This window comes from Thermodesulfobacteriota bacterium (assembly GCA_040754335.1).
Classification (GTDB): Bacteria; Desulfobacterota_D; UBA1144; order Nemesobacterales; family UBA2774; genus 2-12-FULL-53-21.
The window spans coordinates 107,124-124,343 of sequence record JBFMCV010000002.1; the positions used below are offsets into that span (position 1 = coordinate 107,124).

At 41.1% G+C, this 17,220-nt stretch carries 18 protein-coding genes; 10 read left to right on the forward strand and 8 right to left on the reverse strand.

Annotation, left to right across the window (positions count from 1 at the left end):
• Positions 1 to 18: 18 nt before the first annotated feature.
• The 8 genes from AB1598_03855 to AB1598_03890 form a co-directional block, all read right to left on the reverse strand.
• Complete coding sequence (locus tag AB1598_03855) at positions 19 to 2,679, reverse strand: AAA family ATPase (GenBank protein ID MEW6144137.1); 2,661 nt, start codon at positions 2,677 to 2,679, stop codon at positions 19 to 21.
• Positions 2,680 to 3,148: 469 nt separating this feature from the next.
• Positions 3,149 to 5,236 (reverse strand): sigma 54-interacting transcriptional regulator, encoded by a 2,088-nt coding sequence (locus tag AB1598_03860; protein ID MEW6144138.1) that lies wholly within the window; start codon positions 5,234 to 5,236, stop codon positions 3,149 to 3,151.
• A gap of 155 nt (positions 5,237 to 5,391) precedes the next feature.
• Positions 5,392 to 6,030: a hypothetical protein gene (locus AB1598_03865; protein MEW6144139.1), complete on the reverse strand. Its 639-nt coding sequence runs from the start codon at positions 6,028 to 6,030 to the stop codon at positions 5,392 to 5,394.
• A gap of 272 nt (positions 6,031 to 6,302) precedes the next feature.
• Positions 6,303 to 6,545, reverse strand: a complete 243-nt coding sequence (locus AB1598_03870; protein ID MEW6144140.1) for an SWIM zinc finger family protein — start codon at positions 6,543 to 6,545, stop codon at positions 6,303 to 6,305.
• Positions 6,546 to 6,573: 28 nt separating this feature from the next.
• Entirely contained in the window at positions 6,574 to 7,017 is a 444-nt protein-coding gene (locus AB1598_03875; protein ID MEW6144141.1) for a hypothetical protein, read from the reverse strand.
• Between the two features lie 11 nt (positions 7,018 to 7,028).
• Positions 7,029 to 7,526 (reverse strand): hypothetical protein, encoded by a 498-nt coding sequence (locus tag AB1598_03880; GenBank protein ID MEW6144142.1) that lies wholly within the window; start codon positions 7,524 to 7,526, stop codon positions 7,029 to 7,031.
• A gap of 86 nt (positions 7,527 to 7,612) precedes the next feature.
• Positions 7,613 to 8,731 (reverse strand): hypothetical protein, encoded by a 1,119-nt coding sequence (locus AB1598_03885; protein ID MEW6144143.1) that lies wholly within the window; start codon positions 8,729 to 8,731, stop codon positions 7,613 to 7,615.
• 52 nt (positions 8,732 to 8,783) lie between these two features.
• Entirely contained in the window at positions 8,784 to 8,948 is a 165-nt protein-coding gene (locus AB1598_03890) for a hypothetical protein (protein MEW6144144.1), read from the reverse strand.
• Between the two features lie 116 nt (positions 8,949 to 9,064).
• Between AB1598_03890 and AB1598_03895 the strand changes: the two genes are divergently transcribed.
• The 10 genes from AB1598_03895 to AB1598_03940 all read left to right on the forward strand — a co-directional run bounded on the left by AB1598_03895 (position 9,065) and on the right by AB1598_03940 (position 17,209).
• Entirely contained in the window at positions 9,065 to 10,240 is a 1,176-nt protein-coding gene (locus tag AB1598_03895; protein MEW6144145.1) for a type IV secretion system DNA-binding domain-containing protein, read from the forward strand.
• Positions 10,241 to 10,335: 95 nt separating this feature from the next.
• Positions 10,336 to 10,782 (forward strand): MerR family transcriptional regulator, encoded by a 447-nt coding sequence (locus AB1598_03900; protein ID MEW6144146.1) that lies wholly within the window; start codon positions 10,336 to 10,338, stop codon positions 10,780 to 10,782.
• On the forward strand, positions 10,772 to 11,497 hold the full coding sequence (locus tag AB1598_03905) for a MerC domain-containing protein (GenBank protein MEW6144147.1): 726 nt from the start codon (positions 10,772 to 10,774) through the stop codon (positions 11,495 to 11,497). The genes AB1598_03900 and AB1598_03905 overlap by 11 nt, the downstream gene beginning before the upstream one ends.
• Positions 11,498 to 11,501: 4 nt before the next feature.
• On the forward strand, positions 11,502 to 11,777 hold the full coding sequence (locus AB1598_03910; protein ID MEW6144148.1) for a glutaredoxin: 276 nt from the start codon (positions 11,502 to 11,504) through the stop codon (positions 11,775 to 11,777).
• A gap of 150 nt (positions 11,778 to 11,927) precedes the next feature.
• Positions 11,928 to 12,335 carry a metalloregulator ArsR/SmtB family transcription factor gene (locus AB1598_03915; protein MEW6144149.1) on the forward strand — a complete coding sequence of 136 codons (408 nt, stop codon included), beginning with the start codon at positions 11,928 to 11,930 and terminating at the stop codon, positions 12,333 to 12,335.
• A gap of 18 nt (positions 12,336 to 12,353) precedes the next feature.
• The gene (locus AB1598_03920) at positions 12,354 to 13,523 is read left to right on the forward strand and encodes a DUF4346 domain-containing protein (GenBank protein ID MEW6144150.1); all 1,170 of its coding nucleotides are present in this window, start codon (positions 12,354 to 12,356) and stop codon (positions 13,521 to 13,523) included.
• A gap of 14 nt (positions 13,524 to 13,537) precedes the next feature.
• Entirely contained in the window at positions 13,538 to 13,957 is a 420-nt protein-coding gene (locus AB1598_03925; protein MEW6144151.1) for a hypothetical protein, read from the forward strand.
• 14 nt (positions 13,958 to 13,971) lie between these two features.
• Positions 13,972 to 14,670 (forward strand): cytochrome c biogenesis protein CcdA, encoded by a 699-nt coding sequence (locus AB1598_03930; GenBank protein MEW6144152.1) that lies wholly within the window; start codon positions 13,972 to 13,974, stop codon positions 14,668 to 14,670.
• A 533-nt stretch (positions 14,671 to 15,203) separates the two neighbouring features.
• Positions 15,204 to 15,854 carry a hypothetical protein gene (locus AB1598_03935; protein MEW6144153.1) on the forward strand — a complete coding sequence of 217 codons (651 nt, stop codon included), beginning with the start codon at positions 15,204 to 15,206 and terminating at the stop codon, positions 15,852 to 15,854.
• Positions 15,854 to 17,209: an alkaline phosphatase family protein gene (locus AB1598_03940; protein ID MEW6144154.1), complete on the forward strand. Its 1,356-nt coding sequence runs from the start codon at positions 15,854 to 15,856 to the stop codon at positions 17,207 to 17,209. Before AB1598_03935 ends, AB1598_03940 begins: the two co-directional genes overlap by 1 nt.
• Positions 17,210 to 17,220 lie beyond the last annotated feature (11 nt).

Consider the following 17,220-nt stretch of genomic DNA (forward strand, 5'->3'; position numbering starts at 1 on the left):
ATCTCACAAGCAGTTCGGTCACCATCCAGCTCTTGCCGATTTCTTTGCATCCTTGCGAGCTTCCCTTTCTTTCCGGGCAGCCTTTTGAGAGGATCTAAGCTCCTTTTCCAATTCGTCAAATTCGTTCCGTAGTGCAGATAAGTCGTCTAATTTGGGAGGGCTTTCTCTCTGCAAGTCACTTCTATTATGAGCGATGATCATTTCCGATAGTTTGCCATGCATATTTACAATCCTAAGAGCCAAAGACTGATCATATATCGCTTCTTCAAGATTCTGCACTTTAATATGATCGTCGTATCTTTGAACCGTTCCTGCAAAAAGTACATCTTCAATCAATGCCTCACAAGCACTACGTAAATAACTAAATGCTGTATCTAGTGCGTGTTCCTGATCTTTGGCACCGAGAGATTCATAATCTTTTACTGCTGCTTGAGAATCGTCTTTCAAACTCTTTAAGTCGGATATTTTGGGGCTAGTATTATCTTCCATACATCCTGGTATGCCATTTATTTGCCTCATCCAATGCGCAACAACAGGAATATTGTTTTTCTCCGCATGTTTAGTCAACTGACTCATAAAGACAATATCATGTGTAAGAACTACGACCTGCCGATGTCCAGCCTCAATTGCCAATCTTTGAGCTATCTTATCCTTCCGCTCATGATCTAATGAAGTCACCGGATCATCGAATATAATCCCGCAATTATTTTTATCAAGCTGAACCTCTGTCAAAAAGTCCGCAATTGAACACGCATTTTGCTCACCTTCACTCAGTATCTGGCTTGGATTGTAGTCCTCAGCGAAATCAAGCCTATATTCTTTTACAGTAGTGCCATGCTCCCCACTGGCATTCATAATCAGATTAAAATCACATCCCAGCATTGCAAGTTCCTGATTAAATACGCCTTTGTAATCTTGAGCTACACCCACCAGAAATGACTCGGTTCTCTTTTTTGTTGTGGCCATCTTTATACCGGCAAAACTAACTCCATTGGCTTTAGATAACCAATGTAGAAATGCAATATATTCTAATCCAGCATCCTTAACAGCTGTAACCTGTTTTTTATGCTTGAGGGCATTTAATTGAGCGATAAGCGTTGCGATTTCACCGCTTGGGTCAACAAGTCTTGACTCCTCGGTTGTTTTTGAATTGACGAGAGTATCGATTTTGGTAAGGTCAACATCAGGTACATCGTCACGATTTATCTCCTGCAGGTTACCTAATTTAGAGGTCCAGTCATCCAACACATTCGCTAGTGTAGAGAACTGATCTTTTATTTGTGCTAAATATTTAGGATCGTCTTCACTAATTACTTTAACGCCTGCATCTGTTGCAAGGAATTTTGGATACATCATCTTTATATATTGCAAATTCTGTAATAAGGCAGATTGGTTTCGAGTTAATTCGGATAGTTCGCTCTCAGCTCTACTTTCAAGGAACTTCCAATATTTATGAAAGAGTTCATTGGCATTTTTCTTAAGTTTCTGATGACATAACATACAATGAGTCGGCTCTTTATTTTCATTTATTGCCTTCTCTTTTTCATAAAGAGTTTTAGCTGCACTAATCAATGCTTTCCACTCAGCACTTCCGATTGTTTTCACAATGCCATCGTCAAAACTCTTAACACTTAGACCTTCTATTATCATTTTCTTTTCCAATATTTCTTTAAGAAGTTGGTTAGCTTCCTCCTTTTTTGCCTCAGTAAATTGGTCTGTTACGTTTTTCAATAGCGCTTTAAATGCTTGTAGATTTTGGCGATCAGTAGCTAGTTGCGATTTCTTTTTGGGAATATCTAGTTTTTTCTTTGCCTCGATGAGCTCTTGGAGTTCAGTTATTTTTTGACCATCAACATTGGCATCGAAGTTTGCATGCAATAGAAAATCAACCTCTTTGGTGTGGCCGGCAATCGCCTGGCAGAATATTGCGGTAGAAGAAGTTGCGTCATCAAGGAACATTGACTGAAATGGATTATCTTTTTTCTTTGCATTCTTTTCGTTATTAAGTTTTTCTTCTAGCTGTGAAATAGTAACAGCAACCTTATCGAATATCTTGATTTGGGCTGGAGTGAAATTTACATTGTTTGATTGGTCAAGGTGTATCAAAACACTTTCTGAGTCAAAGACAGAAAAGCGTTTGAGGTCGTCATAATTTTCACCAAGTGAATATTCGATCTCGTTTACGTTGCCCAAACCATCATCCACAACGAAAGTCGCTTTTGCTTCTGAATCTAACACGGAAGTAGTTCGTACGTTCGGTAATATCTCACGTTCTCCTCGCGAGAAACACGCATTACATAAAAGACGACCAACTCCACTCTTACCGCTACCGTTGCCCCCGTAAACAAGAGTTAGGTTGGGTCCAAACTTTACTGAACAATCTTTTGAAAGAGCATTGACGTCTACAAAGTCCTTAACCTCTAATATTTTCATTTTTCTCATACCGCCAGGTACTTCCGGAGCAACAACGATCTCATTCTTAAAGGATATATCGCGCTTATTCGGCAAAGAATCAATCAAGCCGAGGTATTCAGAAAGGTACTGATAGCACTGATCAATATCCTCATCGGTCAATGAATCTTTTTCGAGATTGATCTTCCAAACGTATTGTTCCCAGTATGGCTTATTGGATAGCCAGGCTTCCAAAGTTTCGATTGGCGTGCCTTTATCACTTGTCATAATATTTTCCACTATCCCACATAGTTAATGATATTGATATAACTACCACAAACTAACGTAATTTTAAAGACCACAATTTTGATTAATATTTTAGTAAGATATCACCTAACTACATGGGATCATTACAAATATGAATCAAATGCTCAGCGCGAGTACTCTTTACATAGTCAGTGAAACTTGCCCATAAACACAACTCTTACCGAGGAGGCGGTTGTCTTTCAAAAAAACGAGAAAACAACCCTGAAAAATGGCTTAACAACAATGATCGCTCTGAGAATTTGAGCAGTTTTTCGCTTGATGTGAGGGTTCTAATAATTAGCTTTGAGGAGCTCCGCCTCTGTTTCTGCAGTGGTTACAAAGCAACTGTTTATACCGACGTCCCTTTGTATAAGCTCCCTAAAAAGTAGACAAGCGATTGTTCTGGAAGATATACAATCATAAAAATAGAACTTGGCCTATAATTATAAGTTTAAGCATTCAAAAGTCCGCGGTTTATAAGACAATCAAGTATTTCTTCGTAGGTAATTTTTTCATACGATTCTTGTTTACTATCTTTTAGTTCTTTCAATCTGCAGAGATCATTAATGAAACTATCTAATGCTCTAATGTTATAGTCCCATCTCAGGTTCATTAGTAGCTTTAAACCTTTGATATCGATATATCTAATTATTCTCGGGGATTCCTTTTTTTTCTTTGCTTCCACTTTCTTCTTTTTGTTATGTTCTCTAAGGAAATGATTAATGAGAAGAGGAATATCTTCTTTTCTTTCTCTTAATGGAGGAATAGGGAAATAGAAACGATCTACTCTGGAAATAAAGGCGCTGCTGAATCCATCACGTTCTAGCTCATCAAGCGATTTATTGCTCGCAAACACTAACAATAAATTAACTTTTATAGGACTTAGACCTTTTTTAGGATATATTTCCCGTGGTGATTCAAGAACGCGCAACAACTGATCAACTAATTCTTTTTGAATCTTATCTATTTCATCTAGAAAAAGAGTGCCAAAAAACATGTGCGCCTTCATAAATTCACCTGGATTAGTATCGTCGCCCCAGAGAATTTCTTCAGTTATTTGTGCACAGTTCAAGGTCCTGAAGTTAAACCGTAATTTGTTTTTATTCCAATCCCTCGATTTGATCTTATCACCGTGATTTAATATGTCGCATTCATTATAAAAACTAAGATAAGACTGATAATCCTTTTGAACTTGGAGCTTAGAATCTTTAATCTGTTTATTAATCGCCTTTGCGTTCCATGAACGAGGACTAATCAGGTGACATATTTTGGCAAGCTTCTCTTTCCCGCTTCCAGGCTTACTATAGAAAAATATAATCCCCGGTTCTTGGTCCTTTGGAATTACATTTTTAATTCGAACTAATATATCTAAAATATCTGGATCAGCTGTGCAGAAATTTTCATATATATCGTTAATCTCTTTGTCAATATATTTCCTTCCCTTTTTAATATGTTTTTCTAGCTTATCTTCAAGATTGTCTCTGCATTCACTCAACTCTATCGGAGGTTCCTCTTGAATTTCCGAACATAAACGAATCAGATTTTCTAGTACGGCTATATTAATACGGCGTGGTGTTTTAATGCTGACCCATTCTAGTTCAAGCAGTCTTGCTGATATTTGTCGGAATATATATTCGAGACGTCGAACATTATAATCAATTACAGGTTCCTCAAATGCCCCACAATAAGTTGAAATTTTGTTTAAAAATCGCTTTGTTGGGAAATTCGTTAAATTTATAGGAATGATTAAATGACAAAACGCTTTAGGATTTTCATGAGCATCTTGTTTTTTTCGCATTATAGAATAACAATATGTGAGCAGAAAAACCCTTAATAAAATTGATTTATCTTCCAGCCTCAACCTTCGTAATTCCTTTTCTTTGGTAACCAACGAATTATTTGTCAAATGATTACTAAATTCTTCAAGAAGACTGTTATAATCTTTAACAAATTCGCCCAATTTTTCTGCATCTTTACCAATTATAATTTCAACGAAGTTCTCCTTATTGTATTCTCCGCGAAGCTTTGCTTCTAATCCTTTCCAGATGCTGTGACTAATATTGAAAATCGATTTAGAATTATTATTACCTTTGTCAGAGCCAAAATGAACTTGGAGGGAACCCCTAAGATCATCGCAATATAATAGGCTTAATTCACGCAAGGCAACGCGGTCAGTCCGCAAGTTCTCTATATTTGCTTCTTCGACTCCCGACAAATTAAAATCAGGGTGACCAGCTTTAAAGGGGTTGTTTTCCTCTGGATATCTACATCTCATATAGTCCCCGAAATTTGGGCTTATGTATTGAAAGGACGAAGCAAGGTGCTTTGTTTCTTTTAGAATGATCTGAATAGAGTTATTATGCGATAATAACATGTATATCCGTTCTCTAACCAAATTCTCATATGCATATCTATCCTTCTTGTACAAATATTCTTGAGCTTCTTTCTGGAAATCGGGATCATCTATAAGTTTACTTGTCCGTTCAAGTAACGTTAGAAAGTCTTTATCTTTCTCTAATTCTTTATCCCCGGGTTCCATAACAAAAATAATCCCCTGATTGAACATATCAGGGGTAAATTTATTGTTGGTACAACAATATAATTGTATATTTAATCATGAATTGGTTATCAAATCAAGGGGGTAATATAGCGTTAACAACTCGGGTAAAGTATAATGGGTTGTATTATCAGATTTCAAAAATCATTCCTTAACACCGGTGCTAATCCTAAGTCTTTACTGCGATCGTTCAGTTTAACTTGAGAGATGACTAAGCCTACATTGTTAAAGCTACCGGCCGTCACTATTCTTCCGTCCCAGCCCGCATCCTTACAAAGGACTTCCGAAGATTCAAAAAGTCGCTTCCCATCACTTACAAAGTAATAGAGAAAAGTCATATATACAATTTCAACTGCACTAGGTAGCTCTTCATCACCTCTAAGTAGGCGTATCTGCTCATGATAAGATTTAGTGCGTGAATTCGGTAATATAGATTTTCTAATCAAGTACCAACGAAGCGAGCAAGTCTTTTTACTTGCGAAGTTCTCATCAATATACCAATAATCAACATAGGAAAAGCACGGTTGTTCATCAAAATCAACACCAAATGTTTCCCGTATACTTGCAATAGTAATAAGGTTTCCAGAATTATCTTCGGGTACTCCAGGAAAAAGAATGTGGCTCTTTTTACATGTTTGAAGCGTACCATCAGAGTAAGGGATATGCTGAAGTGCATATCGGGCTTTTCTAGAGATAGATACCGATAAAATTCTGGCAACATCGTCTATTGCAATGAAATTTTTACCCATTATTTCTCTGGCTTCTCTTTGTGTCATGTTGTGCCCTCTAATGAAGAGGAAGCTGTAATACAGCTATTTTGAGAGCACGAATCCGATGCCCTCATAAATGCTGTAGGCATCAGACTCCTCATAAAATTGATTTTTAACGTCTTACCTATATATAGCATATATACCATATATATGCAATAATAACAGAGGGATACGATCTTCTGAATATGGATCTTAGAATTAAGGTATAAAACAGGACGGTATTAATTACCGTCCTTTAGTTTTATTTTTAGGTATATTTAGTTGTTAAAGATCCTTTCTTAAGCTGTACTCTTCTTCCACATTCCCAAAAGCTCAGCCAAGATGACCATCAGGATGTGCTTGCAGATATTTTCGTGCACAAACCTGTCAGGGCAGGAGCAAAAATATTTCCCTGAGCCGTTGATCCCTACTGCATACTCTTTCGTCTCATTTAAAACATACGCCCTTGTCTCGTGTGCCTCTCGTTTAAGGATATTTATCTTATACCTTCCTTCCATCACGGCCTGCAGTGCCCTTCCCACACGAGCTTCCTCCGCTTTGAGAATAAGCTCACATTCTGTTTTCAAGGTGTATCACCTCGCCATCGGATGAGTTGACTAAACAACTCTCAATTCTCACGAGCGTTACGATCTGCTCAAGAACTCTAAGTTTCTTTTCCAGGAGCTCGACCTCAACCCTCATAAATCTTTCCTGTTTCTCAAGATGATTGTACTGCACCTTGAGTGTCCAATATTCAGAATTAATTTTCAGTCTTTTTTGCAGTTCAGCATTTCTCAAAGTTTCGTTTGAATATGCTTTCTTTCCATTGCCGTCGGATTCGGTTGAAACGTCGTATGCAACGTCAGATTCAATTTCCTTCATCTTCTCCATGATCAACAGTTTCTCTTCAAAGAGAATTACGAAGTCCATTTTCTTTCTCTGAAAAGATTCAATAAACTCCTTCAGCTCATTCTTTAACCCAACCGCTTCAGAAATGATATGCTCTCTATACATAGCATCCTCCGTTAGAAGGGAATATCCTGTTGTATGTCTTCATCTTCAGATTTGGGAATTGGTTCATACACATACTTCTCCAGTTTCCTGGCCGCAGCTTCTACTTCAGCTGTGCTAATCATATTCCCGTTGGTCTTTAACATCTCAACTGCCGAGCTTATAAGGGATAGCCTCGTGATTCGGACATCCTTAGCAGTAATGTTTTCCTTGACCGCTTCCTCCGGGCTTATGAACCTCAACTCCTTAATCCACTTCCCGTTCTTTCCGTCTACTTTGATTTCTACCGCGTCTCCTTCTTTGGGTTCTTCTACAGGATCATATTGGGAAAAATTGAACCAATTACCTCCTATATTGATTCCCTTTTCGTTAACTGTTTCTACAATACCCCTAACTGTCTTTGTCTTCATGCAGACCTCCTTATTTATGAAATTTATAGGCGGGAGGGGGGGGTGAACCTCCCGCCCTGAGAGTACGCTTCCTTCCCTGCTTACCGGAGACACCCCTGCCATCTATCCCCTATGGACTGGACTCATTCCGGCGAGAGCGCAGTGGGCCCGCTAGGACCAGAACTCTGGCAGGAGAAAACAGGAAGGTGTCAGTGGATTGCGTACTGGAATTGAGACGCTTCCCAGTTCGAAAAGTCAATCTGAGGAGCAAGGTTATCCAGATCCCAGTGCTTCTTGAACATGAGTTCGCCTGCATGAATCAGGACATTAAGCCTTTCCTTTTCCGGGATATGGGTGTAATGGGACCCGATTTCTGTAAGGTGATTGAACACCTGATAAGCAGTCACAGGAGTCCTCGCGGACGATTTCCAGGAAAGCGAGGAAGGTATGGCATCAGTATTCTCATAGCCGTATGCCCTTGCAACCAGCGCAAGCGGAATCCTTCTTTCAAGATCGGCAACAAGCATTTCGCCGCCTTCGTCTTTAAGGCGGGCTATATAGGAATATGAATTCTCAAGCTCCCAATACGAAAGCTTCTTTTGGGTCAACAGAGATAGAGCTTCCGGATAGCGAGAGATGCGGTCAGGATCGTCCAACAGCAATCCAACCGCGTTTAAAATCCTTTCCAAATTCCTGCTCTTGAAGCTCATGCCTCCGTGAGCCGGGGCATAGGTCATGTTCGTACAGATAAGCCGTAAAAGCGACTCAGATATTGAAGGAGAATACATCTCAAGACTCGAAGCCGAGAATCCTATTCCGTATCTAAACAGGTCTTCGCTCTCGGACTTAATAGGAGAAAACGTGCCCGAAGTATAGAAAAATGCCGTTGATGATACGTCATTAACATCAACAACCAAATTCTCTACGCCTGCTTTTTCAGACACCTTTAGATAGATGTCCTCAGTCATCTCAAGAAACTTCTTGAGAGACACGAAATCGCTTCGTCTCGGGAAAAGACCGATTACCGTGAATGATGTATCATCCACCTTGAAAGTAATTTCCTTCGGCGATCCCGTGGTTATCCTGCCCGAAAGCTCCTTCCACAAATCGGGCATTTGTGACGACATAGAGCGCGCGAAGTAATATGGTACTCCAAGCACCCGGCACAACTGGCCTGCAGACCTTTCGGAAAGAACGTATTCCCTGAAGTTCAGGGCTATCTTCCCTATCTCGGACGTTGGAACAATATCCGAAAGCCGCGCATGTACATACGACTCGTCGAGCGAGTCATTCAAATTCCTAACCTCTTCGATTGAGGTTAAGCGCATAGATACACCTCCTTATGTGGATTTTTTAAAGAACTTCTGACAATTTCCTTTCCTACAGGGACGGGCCGTTAAATAAAGCCCTCACAAGCTCAACGATGAAGTTCCCTCCGGCTACAATAAGGCCGAGGAAAACCTCAACACTAAAGCCCTGGTTGACTCCGATCCCAAGCAAGATGAGGAGAATTGCCAGCGACACTATGAAGCTTAAAATGCTCATATGCTCCCCATCTTATGGGATATGGATAAGTGTCATAGGGTGGATTTCTTGCCTGTATAGGCAACTCCAATTTCCCATCCTGTTTTCTATCTACCTTGACTTTTAGACTGATAAGGATGAATGAGCAAAGGGAAAACGAGGTGTTCTATATCGGCGAGACTAATTATAGGAATAAAAGGCAAAGATTTGGGATTAAGAGAAAAGACAGGCGGTCGCACATGTATGTGATTGGAAAGACCGGAACTGGTAAGTCAACGCTTATAAAAAATCTGATTATCCAGGACATGCAGAAAGGAGACGGGCTTGCGCTCCTCGATCCTCATGGCGACCTGGTTGAGAGCATTGAGAGCTTGGTTCCGGAAGAGAGAAAAGAAGACGTTATTTATATAAATCCTTCGGATAGTAAAAACTCGATAGGTTTCAATGTCTTGGAAGGGGTTAACTCTATAGAGGGGAGGTATTTAATCGCTTCGGGACTCATTAGCATATTCAAGAAGCTCTGGGCCGACTCCTGGGGCCAGAGAACAGAGCACATTTTGAGAAACCTTATTTTGACGTTAACAGAGTATCCGGGGTCAACCCTACTTGATCTGAACAAACTGCTTGTGGACTCGAGTTTCAGGAAAACAGTACTCCTCTATGTGAAAGATGAGAAGGTAAACGAATTCTGGGGAAAGGAGTTTGATAAGTGGCCTCTAAAGTTCAGAGCAGAGGCAGTTGCACCCATTCAGAACAAAGCTGGGGCTTTCCTCAGCAGCCCGTTTATACGGAATATAATAGGTAAGAAGAAGAGCTCTTTTAACATGAGGGAGGCGATGGACACAGGAAGGGTGCTCCTGGTAAATCTAGCGAAGGGAAGAATTGGGGAGGATACGTCAATGCTTTTGGGGTCGTTGTTTGTGATAAAGATATACCTTTCTGCGTTGAACAGAACTGACATCCCCGAGGAGAAAAGACGGGATTTTTATCTTTATTTAGACGAGCTTCAGAGCTTTGCTGCAGGGAGCTATGCGGACATGCTGCCGGAGGCGCGTAAGTACAGGCTTTGCCTTAACTTGGTTCATCAATACCTTGATCAGATTGACCAAAAGACAATCTCGGCAATTCTTGGTAATGTAGGAACGATAATATCATTCAGGGTAAGCGCCAGGGATGCCGAGTATCTTGAAAAAGAATTCTACCCCAACTTCAGGATGGGAGACTTGGTACATCTTCCTGGATTCCATATTTACCTTAGGCTTATGATCGATGGAGTTAGTTCGAAGGCGTTTAGCGCGGTGACATTCCAGTAGAAGCCGATCGAATCGTAGAAACTTGAGATAACCCTAAATAACTTTTACATCACTGCTTGACCTTGTACCTAAGTACAACCATTATAATTAAAAATATGGACACAAAAACTTATGCGAAAAAGAACGATTTCCTGACTATAGGTCAGGCATCTAAGCTCGCCGGAGTAAACCGTGAAACCCTTCGCTATTATGAGCGTGAAGGGATTATTGAACCGCCGGAGAGAAAAGACTCGGGTTACCGGATTTATCCGCCGACTATCGTTAAGCGCTTACGCTTTATAAAACGCGCCCAGGGACTCGGATTTTCGCTGAAAGAGATTAGTAAATTAATGGCACTACGGAATGATGCTCAAGTCGCTAAGTGCAGTGAAGTAAAACAATATGCGCAAAATAAGGTTGAGAGCATTGAAAATAAACTAAAAGATTTAAAGCGAATTCGAAAGAGACTCATGGAATTGATCGCAGTTTGCGACGAAGAAAACCCGTTAAACATTTGTCCGATACTGGATGCATTTGAGGAGGAATCAAGCGATGAAAATTGAATTCGTCTATGATTCAGATTGCCCGAATGCGGAGCGATCAAGGGAAAATATCCGCCTGGCACTTAGACAAATCGGCATTAAAACCAGCTGGGATGAATGGGAACGGAATGATCCCGATCTTCCCGAACGCTTGATGGATTACGGCTCTCCCACGATTTTAATTGATGGAGTAGATATAATTGCGGGTTTATCGGAGTCGCACGGTGATAGCTGCCGTTTGTACAAGGATTCCAAGGGCATCATGGGAGGCGTCCCTTCTGTTGAGGCAATTATTAAAGCACTAGCTGACAGTAGAAAGACACAAGATTTGCGCTCGGACCGCACGGGATTCATTGCCGGTTTGGGCGCTGTCGGGGCTGTTTTTTTGCCAAAATTTATTTGCCCTGCCTGCTGGCCGGTTTATGCGGGGATTTTAAGCACCATGGGGCTGGGCTTTTTATTGCACGGTGTAAGCCTCTTGATCCTTTCGGTGACCCTGCTCGGGCTTGCGTTGCTCGTATTCGCGTTACGCGGGAGGAAGCGCGGGAGCTTCCTCCCTTTTTGGATCGGGCTTGTCGGGGTTTCGCTGGTACTCACTGGAAAGTTCTTCTGGATTAACAATTTTTCAGCCTATGCAGGTGCTGCGTTTCTCATGCTGGCCGTAATTGTCGACGTAAGACCACTAAGAAGAGTACAAAGCTGTCAGGTGTGTAATGAAAAAAATGGCAGGAGGTGATTAAATGGCATCAAAAAGGAAAGTAGAAGTATTTACAGCCGGTTGTCCGGTCTGTGAACCGACGGTCGATCTCGTGAACAAACTGGCATGTCCGTCATGCGGGGTCACCGTTTATGACCTCCGCGAAGGCTGCATAACAAATGAATGCCGTGACAAGGTAGAACTCCACGGCATAACCCGTTTACCTGCAGTGGCAGTCAATGGCAGTTTGCTTGATTGCTGCAAAGTCGGACAAATTTCCGAAAGCGACCTTCGTGCTGCTGGTATAGGTTCTGTTTAGTTGCAAGAAAGAAAAGAAGGGCACATAAGGCCCTTCTTTTCTTTACTCTCCGAAACTATTATTCCACGGATCTCCCTTTAAATGAGATATTGACTATTACACAATGTAATGTAATACTATCGTTGCATGAAGGACGAATCCGGAGGTTTCATGAAAACCTGTAAACCAAGCTTACAATATTTGAGCACCCATAAATTAATCTCAGCCGAGCTCGCCGCTGAATTAATGAAATTATTCAAGATCGTTACGAGTGAAACGAGACTACGTTTAATTCATGCTCTCATTATGGCCGAAGAATTATCGGTAGGTGAGTTGGCAAAGATAGTCGGAATGACACCACAAGCCGTTTCTAATCAACTTCAACGACTCGTTGACAGAAACATTGTGGCTTCAAGAAGAAACGGAAATCAAATCATTTACCGGATTCATGATCCATGCGTAATCAGTTTATTAGAGCTAGGGTTGTGTTTGTTGGAAGAGTCAAAGAAAAAACGACCGCGGATGAAAGAACTTGAGACAGCTAACGTGATCGCCGACTTAATAGAAAAGAATCTTTAAACACAGAGAAAAATTGGAATGCTTTATAAAACAATTGACAAAGTTTTAACGCACCTTGAAAACGGCATTAAATTTAAAAAGTGCTGGAAATGTGGGTGTCAGCAAGGGGCTATTAAAGCTCTTGAAAATCAACTACAAAATTTAAAATCAGAAGATAAGGAATTAATCGAGCCTCTGCTTAGAAAATCCGAAGAAACCTTTGAAGCAGTCCAATACGATTGTTTAGGATGCAAAGTCTGTTTTCCGGCATTGGCCGTAAATGCCTTGGTGGAGGCGTATCCCGAAATTGAGTTAGAGTCAAATGGCTGCGCCTCCGATGACATTATTGTTGAGGAACGGTTGGGTTGGCCTCCTCTGCCTGGGAAATACAAAGTCAACCGATTTGAGGCTCCTATTGCTATATGCACTTTAAATTCAAATGATCTTATGGAAGAAGTCATTAATGCTCAACACTCACAGGTTAGCATCGTTGGCTCAATGAACACAGAAAACCTCGGCATTGAAAGACTTATAAAAAACGTAACCACGAATCCTAATATCCGTTTTCTAATTCTCTGCGGAGAGGATTCCAAGCAAGTTATCGGTCACCTACCCGGACAATCTCTCGTGAGTCTATTTGAAAACGGGATTGATCCACAGAAAAAACGAATTATTGGAGCGAAAGGAAAACGGCCCATCTTGAAAAATATAAGTCTCGAAAGCATTGAGCATATTAAAAGGCAGGTCCGGCTTGTTAACATGATTGGATGTTCTGATTTGGCTGATATTACAGAAACTATTGATGAGTGTGCAAGCGAGAAGATTATTCCATTTGAGGGAGGTTTTAATATGAACGTAAACATCGAAAAGATTCAAGCAAAAATGCCACCGCCACTTAGACTAGATCCCTGCGGTTATTTTGTTATTTTCCCCGATCAGGATAAAAACATCATTGCCGTCGAGCATTATCATAATAATGGCGCACTTAATAAGATCGTCGAGGGTGAGGATATTAGCGCAATTTACATGACGATTATAGAAAACAAACTAATCAGCAAATTGGATCATGCTTGTTATCTGGGGAAGGAACTTGCAAGAGCCGAAGAATCTTTAAGAACAAGGACTCCCTATGTACAGGACAAAGCCCAAGACAGTCAGAAAGAAGTTGGTAAGCAAAGTTCCTGCTGTGATTCTAATAATTGTTGTTGACTAAGAGGATAGCTATGAAAAAGAATATAATAATTGTCTCCATAGTCTTAACGGCAGTATCATTTACACTTTGGCTTAAACCGTCTTCCTCGACAAACTCTGGTTCAAATGTATTAGAACCTGATAAAGCTCATGCTGACAATAAGATATTGCTCTTTGCCGACCCGAGAGAAGCTGACTCTAGCTGCGGCTGTGCGGAGGTGATTAGTGTAGCCCGAAGTGCGGCCGGTGTCCCGGGTGTGGCCTATGCGGAATTTGACATTAACAATAGTCGGGAGGAGGCAAGAAAGTACTCAGTCCGTATTTCTCCCACGGTCATATTCTTGAATAAAGATAATACAGAAAAAGCACGCTTTGAGGGTGAATCCTCAAGCGTAATCAAGGAACTTCGCGGAACTGTAGGCTCCCTGAAAAACGAAATAGAACAGGAGTAGCTGAGAGAGATCTTTTGGAATTTATAGATACGATTTGGACGAATAGCTCTGCCTTTATATCAGGCTCTATTGATTACAGGAGTATTTTTGCAGTGCCATTGGCCCTCTTTGCCGGTGTCATAGCCGGTCTAAATCCATGCTGTCTTCCAATTTACCCGGCAGCGGCGGGCTGCTGTGCGGCACTTAGACGGGAAACCGTTCGTGGAAATTTATGGATTGCCACACTCTTTATTTTGGGCGGTAGTGTTGTTACAACCATTCTTGGAGTAATCTCGGCTCTAGCGGGCAAAGTATTTGGTCAATTAGGTTCTTGGCCTTTTTATGCTATTTCAATTTTTCCAATAATATTCGGGTTGTATTTACTTAAGGTTATCCCTCTGCGGTTGCCTACGTTTTCGGGCATGAGTTTAAAAGTAAACGGTCATTTTGGAGCTTTCGTTGTGGGTGGATTGTTGGGAGTGGTGATTACTCCCTGTGCAACACCAATTCTTGCCGGTTTACTTTCCTATGTAGCAGCCACGGGTGATCCGCTTTGGGGTGGAATGCTCCTTTTTATCTATGGCATTGGTTTGGGTATTCCTATCATATTGGTAGGAACAACTTTCGCTTCGCTACTCTCTCGACTTTCCAGCGATAAAGCCCGCCGCTGGTCCGATAACGTAACCGGTGTGCTTCTGTTAGGTGTTGGGCTTTACTTGATCTGGATTGCGTAATCCAGATGCGGGTTTTTACACGGACTTGAACATAGTGTTTAAGGGAGAATCTCCACAAACTACCTTATTACTATTGAATAAATTTCCTATTTTGAATTCACTCGTTTACAAGTCTTTATTCAGCATTAAAAAAATGAGTTCCACCTATATCCACACACAGTCGACCTTTCCTTCTAACTATAGCGGGTGACGGTAGCAAACCCATTTATCTGTTTGCCGCCACATGCTGGATACAATCTTCACTAATTCATATCCTCTAGCCAGAATGAGCTTGCGTCATACCCGGCTCCAAGAGGACCCCTTGCTGGTCATCAAGCCCAAAGCGGCTTTGCAAAGCGTCCTTATCAGTTGAGCGCGCAAATCTACCGCACATCCAGTTTGTACCTATTTGTTATTGAAAATCCCCACCCAATGGTAACTCTATGTGATAAGTCTAACATGGAGGGAGAAAAGGATACTAGATACTATTTTGCATATATATTGTTTTATTATTCAAAATATAATAGTATGTTTTCTTTGAGGAGAGATTCGTAATGAATTTCACATTGCGGATTATATGGATTGCTATTCTTCCTTTGTATATAACGGCTTGCGCTCCAAAAATAGTATCTTTTCAAGCAAGTCCGGGGAGACTCTGTAAAGGCCAAAATACGGTGGTTTCATGGAGTGTGGTAGGCGGCGCATTACTACTAGCCACACCTTTAACTAGCGGCACAGGAGTTGTCCCTTCATCTGGGTCAAAAAGCTTTACTCCCCTAAAACCGACTAAATTCACGATAATAGCTATGCGTAGCGGCAAAGACGTATTTGCCGAACAAGAAGTTGTTGTGGTTGAGAGTGGAAATACTCAATCGCTTGTTATAGAAACTCAACCTGATGGTGCACATGGTTTAATCGCGAAAGAAACTCTCAAGCCCCAAATTTGGGATGACATGATGAGGATTGATACTATCTCAGGGCAATCCAACCGAGCGCTTAGAGTGTTTCATGAGGGTCATGAGATTATTCTGCCAGCCGATGGAACACCATCTGATCAAATGCGCGGTGCAAAAATAAGTGGACTCTGGGAAATTCGTGCTAACCTTCTCTCTGGTGAAGTGATGGGAGACCCCACACATGCTCCCCCTGATCGATTGCGTGTTCTTGTTAATCTTACCTGTAGAAGTCAAGGGGGTACTATGTAGTGTCTGATATAAATCTCATAGAAACAATTGTAATTGTGATGATGGAAAACAGGTCATTCGATAATATGCTTGGCCATCTGAGTTGTCAAAAGTATGATAACAGAACAGAGGTGGATGGACTCCGCTGTCCATTAAAAAAAGAGGAATATGAAAACATATTCGAGGGGTTGCAATATTATCCTTTTGAAATGCAAGACCGAATTCTACCGAGTGATCTCCCGCATGATCGAGATGAAATTACGGTCCAAATCGCTCACTCTCTCGTAAAAGGTACCTATGCTATGAGTGGATTTGTAAGAGCGTACTATGAGCTTACGCCAGTGAATAGAATAGAACATCCTGAACCGATGGGTTTCTACCCACCGGATCAAGTACCAATAACTAACTTTCTAGCTAATAATTTCGCTGTTTGCGATCGATGGTTTTCACCACTTCCCACAAGCACTGTTCCCAATAGATTAATGTCTTTAAGCGGTGAAAGTAGGGTTGATTTTACGGGTCTTTTCCCAAAAGAAGGACGGATAATATTAGACTGGCTCAATGATCATAGTATTCGTTGGAGAGTCTATCATGCTGGACTTTCGTTTTTTACATTGCTTGGGAGGTTCACTCAGGTGTTTGGCTTAAACTTTCGAAGAGTTGAGAATTTAGAAAGCGACGTGAGATTAGAGTCATCAGAGGACTTTCCTCAAGTTATTATAATCGAACCGTCGTATTATGATGCTCTACATTTTGGTGCTGACATTCCTAATGATAACCATGCACCGTTGGCTGTGGGCTATGGGGAAGTATTATTACGTCAAATCTATCAGGCTCTAACAAGCAATCCTGAAAGGTGGAAGAGGACCGTTATGATATTGACTTACGATGAACATGGCGGATTCTTTGATCATGTGCCTCCATTACCAATACCATATAGTCCACCAAACAAGGAATATATTCCCTTTGAATCTACTGGCGTTAGGGTACCTTCAATAGTTATTTCTCCTTTTGTTGCTCCACGAACCGTGTATAAAAACAATCTAGATCATACATCTATCCTTCAGTTTATTGCAGAGCGGTTTGCACCGGAGGACAATGGGTATTCCGAAGCTGTTAATAAACGGAGAGATCGGGGTATAAATAGTGTTTCTCAGGTTCTGAATCTTGATACACCGCGAACAGATATTCCAGATGTGCCAATTACTGAGATTCATCTCCCATCAGTGATTGACCTTGAAGAAATAGGTGGGAAACGGGGTCACATGCAGGCTGCTTTTGAGGAAGTTTCGTCAATAATGGTCGAGAAGTGGCCTTCTAATACTGAAAGAATTTATCCAGAACTTTATCGTGGATTACTGGCTAGGCGAGGATGATTTCTTAATAT

Excerpts from the sequence above, each read along its gene's own strand:
- AB1598_03865 (MEW6144139.1), bottom strand. The coding sequence starts at position 6,030 with ATGACACAAAGAGAAGCCAGAGAAATAATGGGTAAAAATTTCATTGCA.
- AB1598_03920 (MEW6144150.1), top strand. The coding sequence starts at position 12,354 with ATGCTTTATAAAACAATTGACAAAGTTTTAACGCACCTTGAAAACGGC.
- AB1598_03935 (MEW6144153.1), top strand. The coding sequence starts at position 15,204 with ATGAATTTCACATTGCGGATTATATGGATTGCTATTCTTCCTTTGTAT.
- AB1598_03890 (MEW6144144.1), bottom strand. The coding sequence starts at position 8,948 with ATGAGCATTTTAAGCTTCATAGTGTCGCTGGCAATTCTCCTCATCTTG.
- AB1598_03910 (MEW6144148.1), top strand. The coding sequence starts at position 11,502 with ATGGCATCAAAAAGGAAAGTAGAAGTATTTACAGCCGGTTGTCCGGTC.
- AB1598_03900 (MEW6144146.1), top strand. The coding sequence starts at position 10,336 with ATGGACACAAAAACTTATGCGAAAAAGAACGATTTCCTGACTATAGGT.
- AB1598_03925 (MEW6144151.1), top strand. The coding sequence starts at position 13,538 with ATGAAAAAGAATATAATAATTGTCTCCATAGTCTTAACGGCAGTATCA.
- AB1598_03915 (MEW6144149.1), top strand. The coding sequence starts at position 11,928 with ATGAAAACCTGTAAACCAAGCTTACAATATTTGAGCACCCATAAATTA.
- AB1598_03905 (MEW6144147.1), top strand. The coding sequence starts at position 10,772 with ATGAAAATTGAATTCGTCTATGATTCAGATTGCCCGAATGCGGAGCGA.
- AB1598_03880 (MEW6144142.1), bottom strand. The coding sequence starts at position 7,526 with ATGGCAGGGGTGTCTCCGGTAAGCAGGGAAGGAAGCGTACTCTCAGGG.
- AB1598_03860 (MEW6144138.1), bottom strand. The coding sequence starts at position 5,236 with ATGGAACCCGGGGATAAAGAATTAGAGAAAGATAAAGACTTTCTAACG.
- AB1598_03885 (MEW6144143.1), bottom strand. The coding sequence starts at position 8,731 with ATGCGCTTAACCTCAATCGAAGAGGTTAGGAATTTGAATGACTCGCTC.
- AB1598_03895 (MEW6144145.1), top strand. The coding sequence starts at position 9,065 with ATGAATGAGCAAAGGGAAAACGAGGTGTTCTATATCGGCGAGACTAAT.
- AB1598_03875 (MEW6144141.1), bottom strand. The coding sequence starts at position 7,017 with ATGTATAGAGAGCATATCATTTCTGAAGCGGTTGGGTTAAAGAATGAG.
- AB1598_03855 (MEW6144137.1), bottom strand. The coding sequence starts at position 2,679 with ATGACAAGTGATAAAGGCACGCCAATCGAAACTTTGGAAGCCTGGCTA.